We start from the raw sequence: 15,609 nt of genomic DNA on the forward strand, positions 1-15,609 counted from the left end.
ATAAGAGAAACAGCGGTATTGCATGGAAAAATCCAGGAGGAGACTGGTACGATAAAAACGGTGTTTTGCAGGGCAGTACTCCATATGCCACAATGACTATTAAGGGCAGTTTCCTGCCTGACAACAGGTACTATGAGCTGAATGTAACCGATCTCGTAAAGGAGTACACCAGTGGAAAGTACGAAAATACCGGTTTTCTGATAAAAGCAAAAACTGAAAGCAACAATTATATCGCATTCTACAGCAGCGATGTAGGGAACATAAATCAGGTGCCAAAACTTCAACTGGTATACAGCTAAAGGCCTGGATGTCCTTTAAGGAGGTAATCCGAAATTCTGGCTGCAGGAAATGTTAATTTCCCAATGCCTGCTTTTCGGAAAAACCTCATTTTACCTGTGAAATATGCCCAACTTTTTTAAGGGCAAATCTAAAGTTTTTCTACAAGATGACGTGCTTCATGTAACGGCACTTTTCACCTTTCGTTTTTTTATTATTATGGGAGTGCAGAGGGTCACGAATACCCTGCTCTTTAGAGACTGTCCGACAATTCAATTTCAGGGCAAAAATCTACAAAAAAAGGTGTTTAAAGCCTTTAAATCAAAAAAGAATGACTTCGGTTATTGTCGGGAGTAATTTTCTTACAGCTTGTTTAGCCTGGGGGCAGTTCACATGTCCTATCCTGATTCTCTGTACGGTTTTCTTTAATTTTCATTCTATCTTTTTATACTTGCCAAAAATTCTCTTTTTGATGGTTTGGTTGCCTGCATCCTGTTTTTGGTAGGTCTACATTACATTTTGGAATTACTTAATGATGACGTTTTTCTTCTCTTATTTAAATATGCATTTGGCCTGAAGCTTATTCACATATGCCCCAAATCTCACGATAAATATAAACAATGAACCATTTTTGCAATAATGTTCTGTATCAGGGATAATATGCTTCCCAGCAAAAACGCTATCAATAAAAATATTATGAAAAAAGCAGGGTACATACCGAAAGTAGGCTGATAATAAACTATTATAAAAATTTATTTAAACACAAAGGCTTTTATCCTTTGTAGAATTCTCTTCTTGGGGTGAGAAGGAGCCCGATTTATTCAAAAGAAAACGCCGTTTAAATAAATTGAAAGTTAACGGCGAGAATTATTCTATATCTCCCGTTCTCGAATTCATAATTATTCCCGAATTAAAGGTGTTTCTATGAATCTAAATTATTGTGCCCTTATTATAAGAATAAAGTTAACGCTGAGAAAAAATTTGAAATCTCCATACTTTCTCTTTGCAATTAAAGGTGTTTTTGATGATAATAAACCAATTCGCTCCGGTTATCGAAAAACAATCAATCTCCATGCTAAAACCTGAGCCGGATAATCAATGGCAATCAAAAGGATTTATATGTCAAACATTAATTAGTGATCTGAATCGAGGCTACGAAAGATATTTTCGCGCGACTATTTCATAAGCTCCTTTAATTAAAAACGGAAAAGAGACAGTTCTTTTTAAGGTGGTATGATGTCATATCAAAAATTTGCAAGGGATGTTGGCTTTATTGGGATTGTTCAGATACTTACAAGCCTTAGTACCTTCTTTTTACTTCCCATTATCACAAAAACCCTTGGAGCATATGATTACGGACTCTGGGCACAGATCAATATTACAGTATCTTTAATCTCTTCTCTTGCACTGATGGGGCTTTCGATGAGTTTCGTCAGATTTTTATCTTCCGAAACCGATACGAAAATAATAAGGGAAGCAGTATACTCAATCCTTTTTTTTGTTGTAGTATCAGGTTTTCTGGCTTCATTCGTATTATACGTATTTGCAGAACCACTTGCAACTTTCGGTTTTAATGACCCTGAAGCAACCTATTTTGTTCAGGCAGGTTCCCTTTTAATTCTACTGAACGTAATTGAGTCTATATCCCTTTTTTATTTCAGGGTTTTCAGGCAAATTAAAAAATTTTCTTACTTTACTCTTGTTGAAACCTTTGGAAAACTGTTATTTATACTGGTTTTCCTTAAAATGGGGTACGGGCTTCTTGGAGTAATAACCGCTACTTTAATGGTTCAGGGTCTGATTTTTTTAATCACCCTTATTACCATAGTTTCACAGATAGGGTTTGTTATCCCGCGGTTCACTTACATCAGAGAGTACCTGCAGTTTTCTCTGCCGTTAACTCCAAACGCACTTATTAGATGGGTTACGGAATCAAGCGACAGATATATGGTTACTTATTTTCTTGGCCTTGGCAGTGTAGGTGTCTATTCTGCAGCGTGTTCAATCGGAAACCTTATCCAGCTTTTTGTAAGCCCTCTTCAGCTTATTCTCCTTCCCGAGCTTTCAAAGCTGTTTGATGAGAATAAGATGGATGAGGTAAGAATCTACATGTCGCATTCTCTAAGGTACTTCCTTATTATCTCTATCCCCGCAGTTTTTGGGCTTTCAGCCCTCGCAAAGCCTTTGCTTGGGGTTCTTACTACTCAAGATTTCATTTCTGGCTGGTTCGTAATCCCTATCATTGCTTTTGCCGGGCTTCTGGCAGGAATATTCCAGATTTTTGTTAATACAATGTTCCTTATAAAAGAAACGAAGTCTACTACCTATCTTAATATCATTGCTGCTGTCTCAAACGTTCTAATCAATCTTATTCTCATACCGTCAGTCGGCATTATCGGTGCTGCTATTTCAACTCTTGTTTCCTACTTTTTGATGGCTATGCTGTGCATGCGCATGTCCCTTAAACATTTTAAACTTGATTTTTATTTTATGGACATTGCAAAAAGTATTTTGTCATCAATGGCTATGTACTTCTTTGTTTCCAGCTTTGCCATCTCAGGTATACTTGAGCTTTTCGAAGCAATGGGGGCAGGCACGTTTATTTATGTGGTTGTGATGTTGCTGGTGGGCGGCTTTACTGACCATGAAATGTCTTTAATAAAAAGATATTTATTCAGGTCAAAGGTGAGCCCAAACAGCAAATAATCTGTCCTGTATTCTCGGTATCCGAGTAAATATGGATTAGCTGGTTAGTCTCAGCTTTTGAATAACTCATCAGCCTGTTATTCCCAGTACTCGCAGGAACTTTTTGATAGCTCCGCTCACTATATCCGTGCTGTCCTTTAAAAATGGCTTTATATCTTTTCTATCAAATACAGCAAAATGGGTTTCATCTGACTCTATAATATCCTTTAAAAAAGTCCTGAGGTATTTCCTCTGCATTATCAGATTTTTTATTTCATGTTTCATATAGAGAAAATGGATATTCTTGTTTTTCACCTGCACCTGGGGGCTTACTTTTTTTCCCAGTGCATCCAGGTACTGGGAGTACTGCAGGTTAACCCCGGATAGGTTACCTACCCTATGCCACATCATTGAACGAAGGTTTATCTCCATAAGCTTGTATTTTTTGTCTCTGAAATCGTATTTAAACTCAGGTTGTGCGATTCCTTTTATATCCATACCATTCAGGAGGGTTCTTCCCTGTACGAGCACTTCTTCAGGTGCCTCATTTGAAGCGGCTGAAAATACTCCGAAATTATCAGGGTATTGAGATAATTTTTTTCCGGTCCATTCGTTAAGGGTCCTTCCTTTCTGGTCTCTGTACCCTACATAAGCATATATACAGTCCCCATTTCCTGGAATTATTTCTGAAGCTAGGAACTTGATTCCAGTATCCAGATAATTTTCGATTTCCTTCTGTACTTTCTTCAGATCTTCAGGATTCTCTATCTTCAGGTTTCTGAAGACCTTTCTTCTCAGGTCTTCCCTTTTGTTTGGCTTCAGGAGAACAGGAAACTGGATCGTTTTTATATTTTCCAGATCATCTTTTTTCTGAAGAAGTATTGTTTTAGGATATGGAACACCAAGCTTTTCACAGTAAGAGTACTGGATATATTTGTCCAGGCAGGTTAGCAGGTTTTCAGGATTAAAGGGCAAAAAACAGAAGGAGTGGATTTCAGGATAAATGGCATGCAAATTTTCAAGCTGCAGGTCATTAGTGGGAAATATAATTATTTTTTCATACTCCTGATGGAGCTTTTCAATCTCTCTGCGCAGGCTATCCGGGGTATTATCAATAAGCACAAACTTCTTTATTTTATTACTGTATGAGGCAAGTTCTCTGGAACTCCCGAAAAGAACTATTTCTTCTATCTTTTTCTCGTACAACTCCTTAATTATCGAATATCCGTTGACGTATCCCCCCAGAACAAGCGCACAGTCATTTTTCTTCATATCACATACACCTTTAATTCTGAGGTGGGAACTTTGAAGTCCTCCCCTCTTTTCAGTGTTAACTTTCAACTTATTTAAATACTGTAGTTAACAATGTTAACCTCGCGTTTATCTGGCTCTTTTTCTTCAAATTGAACCAGTTCGATCCTGTTTTTTCTCGGAATCTATAACTTTGTACCCTCAATTGCGGTTACAGACTCGGAATAAGGTATTAAGGCGACGAGAATCGGAAAAGTTAGCTATCCTTTGAAATTTGAGGTTTAATTGTATGTACTGAGGTTTCATGTGGACCGCCCGCTAAATCTAAAGATTTAACAGGCTTCCTGTTTCACAGATTACCTTCGGAATCTCCACATGTTTGATATAGAGCAGTTCCTGCCTTATTGTGTTTTATACCCCCGGGTCAAAGACCAATGGGTTTTACGATTCTTCCTCTTAATTCTCAGTTTCCGGAAAGCAGTTCCCTGGCCGTTTCTCGTACACTGCGCTCCGATGTATAGGCAGGCCTCCATCCCATAGCTTTTAATTTCTCAATCCCGAGTCTCATCCTTGGTACATCGCCTTTCCAGCCTCTGCTCCCTCCGGTATATGTGAAATCTACGTCAGAAAGCCCCATCTCTTCCACAATAACTTTTCCTATCCCTGTAGCACTGATAGTGTCTTCAGATCCGATATTGAAGATATTTACTTCTTCTTTGCTTTTCTCTATTGCAAAAAGGATCGCATGAACACATTCCGATACATGGAGGTAGGATTTTTCCTGCTTTCCGTCCCCGAGAATCTCGAGCCCGCAGGGATTTTCCTTCAGTTTCCTTATGAAATCCACAGTAATTCCATGAGTGCTGCGGGGTCCGACGATGTTTGCGAACCTGAAGATCCAGGCCTGCATGTCGAAGGTATGGGAATATGAAGTAATGAGGGCTTCACAGGCGAGTTTGGAGGCGCCATAAAGGGATATGGGGATAAGGGGACCGTAACTTTCGGGCGTGGGCATAACACTTGCTTCCCCGTAGACTGTGGATGTAGAAGTAAATGCAATCTTTTTAACACCGTTTTTCCTCATTGCTTCCAGCAGGTTGTAGGTGGCCAGGATGTTCTGGTCAAAATGGACTTTCGTATCTGAAGCCCCCAGCTTGACATCCGGGTTTGCAGCCACATGGAAGACGAAGTCGATGCCTTTACAGACGCTTTCGATTGCTTCCTGGTCTAGCAGGTCTCCTTTCATCAGGGTGAAATCAGGATTTTCAAGGTGGTGCTCTATAAATTCCATCTGCCCGGAACTCAGGTTGTCAAAAACAAGGACTCTGTTTCCTCTTTCCATCAGACGGTCTACAAGGTTGCTTCCTATGAAGCCAGCTCCGCCTGTAACCAGTATTTTCTTTTTTAGGGACATAAGAAATCTTCCAGTAATCTCCCTTTAACTTATAAATATCTTTATTTATGTTTATCTGGAGCAAACATTTTTCCTTTCTCTATTTCCCCTTACTTGCCTTGTTCCCTTCCTTGTCCCAGAACAGCCTCCATCCGCCCCTCAAGTTGCCTCGGCTAGGGAGTGGCGCATGCAGTCAGAAAAGATATCGTCAGAAAGCTTTAGGGATCAAGGTACGGTAGTAACATGAAGCAATGTTGAAAATTTACTGTAAATTTGAAATCAAATTTTTCTATATTGTTCCTGATTCGATTCCCTTTTAAGTGAATTTACTTTCCCGGAACTTTTTAACATTTCCCCTTTTTCCAAAAAATGACCCTGCTTCACATGATGCAAAAGGCAAGTGGAAGCTCACTCAAACGCTCTTCTAATAAAAAATCAAAATAGGAGTACTGCCTGACAGCACTCCACTATCCTTCTTAACTCACTCTCAAATTCTTCTTCTATTCATCACGACTACCCCGAGCATTATTACGCCTGCAAAACCCGCCAGGAAGCTAATTCCGTTTGGAATACTATTTTTCCGGGCCTCAGCAGCCACTCCATTTTCTGGAGAGGCAGATTTAGCTTCTTCTGTCAGGGTTAGGGCTTTTACGCTGGATTCTTCGGGGGCTTCAGTTTCCTGAGCTGCTTCTATACTGCTCGAGGCTGAACTTTCGCTTTCGCTTGAAAAGCGGCTGGAGCTCGCACTTGAGCTTGAATCCAAACCGGAATCCAAAGAAGAATACATGGAAGTTCTAGCTCCGGTTATTGTAACCTCTTTCTGGGCTATCCCCACAAGGCCGTTTCCTTCCTCAAACGCCCCTGCAAAGAGGAGGTAGTCCCCGGTTGGAAGGTCGAAGGCGGTCAGAGAGAGTGTGCTCTCGTTTTCTTCCCCAATCGTTATTGTGCCGTTACCTTCCCCTATCAGGGTCTGGATCTCGGTCTGAAGTTCGTCCTTCCCGAGTTTGGACTCGAGATTCGAGGAGTCAATGTCAAACTCATCGATGATGTCGATTCCGTTTATAAGCACATCCGTTCCGGCCCACGTTCCATTGGAGTTAAACCTCATGTCCGCACAGTAAGCGCTTTCCTTGACAAGGACTGCCCCGTAGGTGAGGGCGTCCGGTTCGCTCGTATTCTCCAGGGAAAGGCTGATCTCCAGGTTATTCCCTTCTTCCAGGTTTTCCGGGGTTTCTATTCCAAGGTCGTATTCCAGGACCTCAAAGAAGGTCACGGAAAGTATCTTCTTTTCCTCTGAAGAGTCGTTGAGAAGGACAAAGATCCCGTAAAGGCCTGCGGGCTGGGTTCCCAGGTTAAGAGTTGCGGGCATGTCCCCGTTTTCGTCCAGTGTCACGGCTCCTACCTGTGTGTAAGACCCGAAGGTGTCGTTAAAAATCCCCTTAAAACTGCCAGGGTTCTCTTCTTTGATGGCCTTGAAGGCGTCATAGACTGAACTAAGGCCAGTGTCCCTCATATCGACAAGGTATATCCCGGCTTCCTGATCCTTAAAGTCGCTTGAGCCGCTGAAGTCCATTTCCACACTCTCGTCCACAGTATAGAAAGGATGGGTGGAATACGGGTAAGTAATCAGGTAGTCCGTATAGTTCTCGACATTAAGTTCAAGATCCGCCCCCTCCAATTCGAGTCTGTTTGTCCCGTTGTAGGTGAATGTGAAAGGTTCCGGCAGCCTGATTGAATTTCCTCCGCTCAGCAGGATCCAGTTGCCTTCGGTCTGGCTCTCATTGTGGTCTGCAAAAAAAACGACTTCATTATTTTTTTCAATGCGTGCTATGTAGGGCTCTTCTTCGGAAAGAACCGCTGATAAACCTGAAGGGATTACGGAAAGCATGAGTAAGATCATTCCGATTAGTATCCCTGATCTTTTCTTCAACTACTACCCCCCTATTACGTTTAATGTTCCTGAACTTTTAATGTTCTTGATATCTTCTTTTCTTTTCTTTTCTTTTCAGTTCCCACCCTATGTCGAATTTTAATTGCCCTCTTCTTTTAATTGCGTAGTAGTCGGATCTGAGCATATATATTGGTTTTCAATATATATATCTTTAAATAATTATATGTAAGAAGTAGTCGGGGATTTTTTTCTTACTTTTTGGGACATTATTGTCCTATTAGATCTTTTTACGTGAATCGTGCCTAATTCTCTGAGAACTCACAAATCTCAAGAAGTCGTTGGAAGGATAATTGCACATCAGAAGAGCCAAATCACAGATAGTATGCAAAAATATGGCTTTATATTTTCAGCAAATTCGGCACACTGCCGGAAAGCCTCTTTAGGTGGGTTTTCATCACATTTTTTCCCTTATCCCCTGGATTTACTCTTGCCCCCTAATTCCAGAATATTCCCCCAATTTTCCGGATCAACAGAGAGACTACCTTATCATTGTTTATTCGGATTTGCTCCTGAAATATTCTTGGAGTTTTTCCCCTTGTACATTTTGGAGAACTCTAAGAAACATAGGTAAAAAGTGGTTCTCATATTTTGCCTAATTTCATTCAAATTTAAATTTTTGTTTTCCTCTACCTTTTTTGCAAGTCTTTGTTCACTGTTTTTAGGAGGTTTAATCAGTTTTTTATATTACGACGTATTTTATTATTAAAACGGGAAATATTTGTGTAAGGGGGGATTAACAAGCTAACAAGTATAATTTCATCCAGTGCGGTCTCATCGAGCGCGATTTCTTCCAGTGCTCTCTCAATGCTAACTGCGCCGGGACTTCCTGAATTCGGGTCTGTAGCTGTAATCGGATTGATTTCATTTCTCTCGTTCAAAGAGGTCCTGTCAGCATCGAAGCTTCAGGGAAAAGCTCTGGAAAGTTCTTTAAATATGGGGATTGTGCCACTGTTGATATCTTTCAGTGCAATTGTTGTCTATAAAATTGCAGAAATTTTGTAACCTGATGGTTATTCTCAGGTTTTTTTCTGAAATATTGGGCATCTTTATCGTCCCCTTTTCTTTTTTACACCAAATTTGCCGGTTCTCTCAGCTCATCTTTCTTCTTTAATCTCTCTTTCTCCCCGACCGGCGGTATGTACAAAAAGCATCAAAGCAGCCCGAGTCCGGGACCCAGGTGGGGGATAACCCCAAACAAAAATACATTTACGAAGCCGTGGGCCATTGTGATCAGCGGCAGACTTCGGGTTTTGTAGAACATATAACCTATGATAACCCCTACAAAAGAGGTGTATAATACTTCATAGGAAGTCCCATACCCGGAGTGCATGACCCCGAAAAGCATGCTTGAAAGCAGTATCCCTCCCCATGCTCCGAAGATCTTATTAAGCCTTGTCTGAAGAACCGATCTGAATATTACTTCTTCTACAAGCCCCACAAAGAAGACCATAACCACTGTTAGTTTTAACAGGTTCAGGGGGGAGAGGTCGGGGATGAGGTATCCTGTCCGGATTACCATGTATTCCCCTACCCCCAGCCCGGCGCCTATCAGGACCGAAAATGGAAAATAAAGCCATATCCTCCTGAGAGTTATCCCCACCTCTTCAAGTGTCAACCGCTGGTAGACAGCAGTAATCGCTACAGGGACTGCGAGGGGGGCATAGATGAAAACGAAAGAGTAAAGGGTTATATCAAAGAAGACAGGCATTGAGAGGTTGACCAGGCGAAGGAGTGGGAGGAGCATCAGGGCCTGGCAGGTCTTGCGGATTTCTTCATTTTTCATAAGTGGAATAGAAAGGGAGAGGCCCATCAGGAGGACCATGTGCACCCAGACGGCTTCTTTTATTCTCCCGGAATAGATCAGCATTTCTGCAAAAGCGATGGCAAGAATGGGTATTCCTACATAAATTTCCTTATTCCTTATCTCCGGGTTTCCCGATTCGGTAGTTTCCTGCTTTTCGGTTTCAAAGGATGCTTTTTTTTCTTCAAACAGGCTGGCAAGATCCGGGTTTTCAGTTTCCTTATGGCTTTTATTTTCCCGATTCTCAGCCGGAAGTTCCGGGTTTTCCATCTTCAGGCCTCCTTCGTGACATTTATCCAGAGGTGCAGGTCCCTGTAAGGTACGCTTTTTTCGGTTTCGTTGAAGAGCAGAAATTCAAGTTTCATATCCGTTCCTTCAAAAGGTGGGGTTATGGTCACAGGCTCTTCCCAGGTAGCGTTGTGGCCGAGACTTATGTGTCTCAGGTTTTCAGGAAGGTCCAGGGAGGTATTTTCGAGCCGCATATCAATGCTGTAGTTCATTGTCCTGTACTCGTGGTTTACTATTCCGACGATAACAGTTCCGCTATCTCCGGGTGCGTACCGGGTCGGATAATTATCTGCCAAACCTTCAGATCCCAGAATGTAGAACTCCGTGAAATGCTCCCCTTCCTTTGGGGTCATAATAACATACACAAGGGTCCCCACTGAAGCAAGAATTGAAAATATAAGGATGACCGTAAGAATTTTGTCGATCTTAGTTTCAGGTTTTTCTATGACCTCCGTTTTCAGGGCAAGGAAGGATTCCTTGATATGCACTGCAAAAGCTTCGTCTTCGGGAAGCTGCCTCCTCCTGAAGTATGCTGCTCCGCACATTGCCAGGGTAAAGCCTGAAAGGCTCATAAGGATAGGAATGAGCCTGATCCCCCAGGGAGTGTAGTTAAGGCCAAGCCCTATCAGCGGCACTATCGCAATGCTCAGCCCGAAAGAAAGTGCTGTCCGCTCAATCCCGTCCAGATCTGTTTTTGCGGGAAAAAGAGCAGCTATCAGGGCATATCCGGGTAAAAAAAGAACCATTGGCAAGCCAAGGGCTGTGCGGATGAAGCTGCTGCTGAGAGGAGGTATGAGCACGAAGATGTTCGTAAGGATTACAAGAACTGCCATAAGTAGCAGGTCCGAGGGAAATTTTCTGGTTCTGACCATTTAACCTCTCCGACAATTTTTATTCGATCTCAAATTGAGTCCATTTGTTTATATCCCGGGAATTGGAAAAATGAGGTTAAAAGGTGGGTTCTTACATTAGGAACGAGGAATCAAACATAGATTCCACTCTCAGTACAGGTTCTTGTTTATAACAGGAAATACCCCCACGTATTTTCCCCTTGATGTTTTAACTCCCCATCAAATTATATCATCTTGTTCTATGAAATCTTTTCCCCCTCTTTAAAGGTTTTTCCTGAAACAGATATTTACTCAAGAGTCTCTGAAATTTAGGGAGTATCTTCCTTCCCACATCTCTCTACATTTTCAGCTTTATGGAAATTGTATAAAAGCTAGGAATTAATCCGGATTCTGGGAAGCTTTGTCATGGCTTCTTTCTGCACATTTCTATTTACAAAAGCATCGAATGCTTAGAAGGATATATCTGTGATCCACCCCGTGTCTCAAAAAGATTTTTGGGGGCGGACTCTGTCTTCCACGAGGCTGTCCGTGTGCCTGTGCCCGTAAGCTGTGAAAAGCCGGAGAAATCAGGAGCAATGTCCTCCTCAGAACACTGAGATCCCTCCCGTTCTGCATGGAAATTGGTGGCGAGGAGCTTGTAATCCTCTTCTCGGCAAGCGGTCATTAGAACAATCCCGTCCTCCCAAAGCGTGAAGATGTGTCTCAGTGTCCTGTTTTATCATACACGATATTTACTCACTACCTGTTCATTTGGGTTTAAATTCTTCTTTATTTGCTCTTACACTCCTGATTCCCTCAATGAGTTTTACTTGTCGATTATTTTTTTTCGAATTATTGTTTCCTAACTCTTTATATCGTTTCATTTGATATGTAAAATATTCATTTGTGGATATATTATCAAAAATATGTAATTTTTAAGAAGTTGTGTGTGGGGTCCAGGGTTCCTTTTTGAGGGGGTAAAAATTGGAATATGTATCTGGTGTATAGTTGTTACTTTCAAAAATTTTAACGAAACAATTTAAATTTGGAATTGTTTGATTTTTCGCTCTGAAATAGTGGTCTCTGAAATAGCTGGCAATTCCATCTTTGAAGATCAAGAGCAATTCCATAAGCTAGGAATTTAGAGCCATTATCATCTGAGAAAAGGGGATCTTGCATTTGACTCTTATGATTGCTGCGATGCCTGCGTACAATGAAGGTCATGTGATTGCAGAAGTAATGGGGTGCAAAAATGGCTTTTATCGGGATTAGGCAGCAAAGGATGTCAAGATAATTTCTCAAATAGGTCCAAGTCAAAAATAAATGGAATCTTTCAAAAATGGTTTCTGAAGATATACTTGGATACAAATCCAGTGAAGGATTTTAGAAGTGGGAATCTATGGAAGAACCTGAGGAAATTAACGAACGAGAAGTTATGGAGTATTATGGTTACAGTGGTTCATTCGGTGTAATTAAATTTTATTTTCGTTATTTAATTAGCTGGATATTGCAGACGATGGCTAAAATTTGTCCGCATTATGGAATATCTGCAAAACTCCAGCGGATGAGAGGTGTAAAAATCGGAAAACACGTATATTTGGGGCCTGGCGTCCAGCTCGATGATCTATACCCTGAGTTAGTTACAATCGAAGATTACGTCAGTATTGGGATGGGGACCATGATCTTTGTGCATTCTAATCCCACATGCTCCCCATATCTTAAAACAAAGTATTATCCAAGAGATTTAAAACCTGTAACTGTAAAAAGTGGTGCATGGATTGCACCTGGTAGTATAATTCTTGCAGGAACTACAATCGGGGAAAATAGTGTTGTTGCAGCTGGGAGTGTTGTTATGAAAAACGTAGAACCATCTACCGTTGTAGTTGGTTGTCCGGCTAGAGTTCTAAAGAAACTTGAGTGATCAATGTTGGAAGTGCATGATGGGTTATTGTGGTTGGTTATGGAAGTTTGAGATAAACTTTTCATCATTTTATTAAATTTACTTTATTAAAAAATCGAGGATAGGAATCTAATGGAATACTTTGAGGAAATTAACGCACTAATGGAATGCCCTGAAAAAATTAACGAACGAGAAGTTATGGAGTATTATGGTTACAGTGGTTCATTCGGTGTAATTAAATTTTATTCTCGTTATTTAATTAGCTGGATATTGCAGAAGATGGCTAAAATTTGTCCGCATTATGGAATATCTGTAAAACTCCAGCGGATGAGAGGTGTAAAAATCGGAAAACACGTATATTTGGGGACTGGAGTCAACCTCGATGATCTATACCCTGAATTAATTACAATCGAAGATTACGTCAGTATTGGAATGGGAACCATGATCTTTGCACATTCTAATCCCAGATGTTCCCCATATCTTAAAACAAAGTATTATCCAAAGGAAGTAAAGCCTGTAACTGTAAAAAGTGGTGCATGGATTGCGCCTGGTAGTATCATTCTTGCAGGAACTACAATCGGGGAAAATAGTGTTGTTGCAGCTGGGAGTGTTGTTATGAAAAACGTAGAACCCTCTACCGTTGTAGTTGGCCGTCCGGCTAGAGTTCTTAAGAAACTTGAGTAATAAGTGGTAAATTGTACAAAATTAGTAAGGGAACTTCATGAAAATTGCAATTATTCTCGGCACAAGGCCTGAAATTATAAAAATGAGCCCTATAATCAGAGAATGTGAGAAACAGGGCATAGAGTATTATATACTGCATACAGGCCAGCACTACAGTTACGAGATGGATAAAATTTTTGAGCAGCTGAAACTCCCGCAGGCAAAGTACAACCTCGATGTTGGATCAGGCCTCCACGGCAAACAGACAGCAAAGATGCTCGCCAGAATCGAAGAAATCCTGATAAAAGACAGACCCGACGTTGTCCTGGTCCAGGGAGATACAAATACCGTTCTTGCAGGCGCCCTTGCAGCATCCAAACTTCAGATAAAAATAGGTCACATTGAGGCAGGTTTAAGGTCCTTCGACAGGACAATGCCCGAAGAAACCAACAGAATTATTGCAGACCATATTTCCGATTATCTCTTTGCTCCAACTGAGACCTCAAGAAAATACCTTCTAAATGAAGGCATCCCCGAAGAAAAAATCTTCGTTACAGGAAACACGGTTGTGGATGCAGCCTACCAGAACCTTGAAATCTCTAAAAACGGAGCCGATATCCTTGAAGAACTCGGCTTGAAAGAAAAACAGTACTTCGCAGCCACAGCCCACCGTGCCGAAAATGTTGACAGCAAAGAACGTCTCGGTGGAATTCTTAACGGTTTTTCTCAAATATACAAAGAATTCAGCCTCCCAATCATCTTTCCAGCCCATCCCAGGACCGTGAAAATGATCGGAGAATTTGGCTTCAAAGTGCCTGAAGGCACAAGACTGATCGAACCCCTCGGCTACCTGGAATTTTTGCAGCTCGAAAGCGGAGCCAGGCTTATCCTTACCGACAGCGGAGGTGTCCAGGAAGAAAGCTGCATCCTTAAAGTCCCCTGCGTGACGCTTCGGGACAACACCGAAAGGCCGGAAACGGTGGATGTTGGTGCAAATTTGATTGCTGGGTGTGGAGAAAATATAATAGAATGTGCAAGAAAAATGATTGAGTCAGATTGTGAGTGGGAAAAACCATATGGAAATGGAGATTCTGCAGAGCTGACCCTCGGGAAATTACAGTAATTGAATAGATCAATTGAACACGGCAAAACGAAATCCCGTAACTTAAAATCCTCAAATTAAAATCGCAATTTTAAAATCAGAAATATTATTTTTAAAAGGTGGAACAAGGCATGTCAAAAATCTGCGTACTCGGCCAGGGATACATTGGCCTCCCTACTGCTCTTCTTTTTGCAAACAACGGCCACGAAGTTGTGGGCATTGATGTAAACAAACGTGTTGTGGAAACCCTCAAAGCAGGCAAAATGCCCTTTGAAGAAAAAGGCTTCCAGGAACTGCTGGACGGAGCCATTGCCAAAAATGCCTTCAGAGCCGAATCCCTTGCCGAAGAAGCCGATGCCTTCCTTGTAGCTGTCCCAACCCCCTTTGACTCCGAGATGCGGATGGCTGACCTCAAATACGTGGTTTCAGCCTGCGAAATGATTGTCCCCCACCTGAGAAAAGGCAACCTCGTAATTATAGAATCCACAATTCCACCCAAAACCTGTGACAAGCAGGTAAAACAAATCCTGGAAAAGTCCACCCTTAAAATGTGCGAGGACTTCTACGTCTCCCACTGCCCCGAAAGAGCAATCCCAGGCAACACCCTCCACGAAATGGTCTACAACGACCGCGTAATCGGCGGCGTAGACGAAAAGTCCACCCAGCTTACAGCCGACCTTTACTCTTCCTTCGTAAAAGGAAACCTCCACCTGATCACCAGCACAACCGCCGAAATGATCAAACTGATGGAAAATACCTTCCGAGACGTCAACATCGCCCTTGCCAACGAGTTCGCCCAAATCGCCGACGACTACGGCATAGACGTCTGGAAAGCCATCGAAATCGCAAACAAACACCCCCGCGTAAACATTTTAAAACCTGGCCCCGGCGTAGGCGGCCACTGCATAGCAATCGACCCCTGGTTCCTGACCGAAAACGCAAACAACAGCAGCCTGATAATGATGTCCAGGCAGATAAACGACTCAATGCCCCAGTACGTCCTGAAGATGGTCAAGGAAATGCTTGCAGGCATTGAGAACCCTACAATTACTATTTTTGGGGTTGCGTATAAGGGAGATATTGCGGATACAAGAGCTACTCCGGCTAAGAAGTTTATCAAGCTTGCAGAAAAGGAAGGGTTCAAGGTTAAGATTTATGATCCGTTTGTGAAGGAGTGGAGTTATCCGATTCTTGGGTTGGAAGAGGCTGTTGAGGGAAGCGATTGTATAGTTGTGTTGACGGATCATTCAGAGTTTAGGGAGATGAATCCAGATAAACTTACAGGGTATATGCTGAATCTAAACATATTTGATAGTAGAAGTGTTATTAATGAAAAATTGTGGGGGAAGACTGGGTTTAGAGTAAGAACTATTGGGAAATAACTAGTGTCATGGCAATTTAATTATTGAACATAGTCTTTGGATATTTCCCCTTCGTAATACAAGGATTCAGAGATTATTAGGTGATCA

Annotated in this window: 12 protein-coding genes; 6 read left to right on the forward strand and 6 right to left on the reverse strand. The window is 41.7% G+C overall.

Translation table 11 applies throughout. From position 1 onward, the window contains the following. Both EO92_RS18585 and EO92_RS10660 read left to right on the forward strand, forming a co-directional pair. Positions 1-299, forward strand: a 299-nt coding sequence (locus EO92_RS18585; RefSeq protein WP_235283297.1) for a disaggregatase related repeat-containing protein, incomplete at its 5' end; no start/stop codon positions are given. Positions 300-1,512: 1,213 nt separating this feature from the next. Further along, positions 1,513-2,982, forward strand: a complete 1,470-nt coding sequence (locus EO92_RS10660; protein ID WP_235283298.1) for a flippase — start codon at positions 1,513-1,515, stop codon at positions 2,980-2,982. A 69-nt stretch (positions 2,983-3,051) separates the two neighbouring features. On the opposite strand, the gene EO92_RS10665 is transcribed toward EO92_RS10660, so the two are convergent. From EO92_RS10665 to EO92_RS10695, 6 genes are all read right to left on the reverse strand, one after another. After that, positions 3,052-4,233: a hypothetical protein gene (locus EO92_RS10665; protein WP_048171500.1), complete on the reverse strand. Its 1,182-nt coding sequence runs from the start codon at positions 4,231-4,233 to the stop codon at positions 3,052-3,054. Positions 4,234-4,675: 442 nt separating this feature from the next. Continuing rightward, entirely contained in the window at positions 4,676-5,626 is a 951-nt protein-coding gene (locus EO92_RS10670) for an NAD-dependent epimerase/dehydratase family protein (protein ID WP_048171503.1), read from the reverse strand. A 466-nt stretch (positions 5,627-6,092) separates the two neighbouring features. Beyond that, complete coding sequence (locus EO92_RS10675) at positions 6,093-7,535, reverse strand: TIGR04279 domain-containing protein (RefSeq protein WP_048171505.1); 1,443 nt, start codon at positions 7,533-7,535, stop codon at positions 6,093-6,095. A gap of 1,171 nt (positions 7,536-8,706) precedes the next feature. After that, on the reverse strand, positions 8,707-9,627 hold the full coding sequence (locus EO92_RS10685; protein ID WP_082108039.1) for a CPBP family intramembrane glutamic endopeptidase: 921 nt from the start codon (positions 9,625-9,627) through the stop codon (positions 8,707-8,709). 2 nt (positions 9,628-9,629) lie between these two features. Further along, positions 9,630-10,517: a DUF1616 domain-containing protein gene (locus EO92_RS10690; protein ID WP_048161786.1), complete on the reverse strand. Its 888-nt coding sequence runs from the start codon at positions 10,515-10,517 to the stop codon at positions 9,630-9,632. 409 nt (positions 10,518-10,926) lie between these two features. Next, positions 10,927-11,160: a hypothetical protein gene (locus EO92_RS10695; protein ID WP_048161783.1), complete on the reverse strand. Its 234-nt coding sequence runs from the start codon at positions 11,158-11,160 to the stop codon at positions 10,927-10,929. A gap of 714 nt (positions 11,161-11,874) precedes the next feature. Between EO92_RS10695 and EO92_RS10700 the strand changes: the two genes are divergently transcribed. The 4 genes from EO92_RS10700 to EO92_RS10715 all read left to right on the forward strand — a co-directional run bounded on the left by EO92_RS10700 (position 11,875) and on the right by EO92_RS10715 (position 15,522). Beyond that, positions 11,875-12,396 carry an acyltransferase gene (locus EO92_RS10700; protein WP_048161782.1) on the forward strand — a complete coding sequence of 174 codons (522 nt, stop codon included), beginning with the start codon at positions 11,875-11,877 and terminating at the stop codon, positions 12,394-12,396. A 111-nt stretch (positions 12,397-12,507) separates the two neighbouring features. After that, positions 12,508-13,059: a DapH/DapD/GlmU-related protein gene (locus EO92_RS10705; protein WP_052734335.1), complete on the forward strand. Its 552-nt coding sequence runs from the start codon at positions 12,508-12,510 to the stop codon at positions 13,057-13,059. Between the two features lie 37 nt (positions 13,060-13,096). Further along, positions 13,097-14,161 carry a non-hydrolyzing UDP-N-acetylglucosamine 2-epimerase gene (wecB, locus tag EO92_RS10710; RefSeq protein ID WP_048171508.1) on the forward strand — a complete coding sequence of 355 codons (1,065 nt, stop codon included), beginning with the start codon at positions 13,097-13,099 and terminating at the stop codon, positions 14,159-14,161. Positions 14,162-14,271: 110 nt separating this feature from the next. Then, positions 14,272-15,522, forward strand: coding sequence for a nucleotide sugar dehydrogenase (locus EO92_RS10715; RefSeq protein ID WP_048161768.1), 1,251 nt, complete (start codon positions 14,272-14,274; stop codon positions 15,520-15,522). Positions 15,523-15,609 lie beyond the last annotated feature (87 nt).

Origin of the sequence: Methanosarcina sp. 2.H.A.1B.4 (genome assembly GCF_000979385.1) — an archaeon.
Lineage (GTDB): Archaea > Halobacteriota > Methanosarcinia > Methanosarcinales > Methanosarcinaceae > Methanosarcina.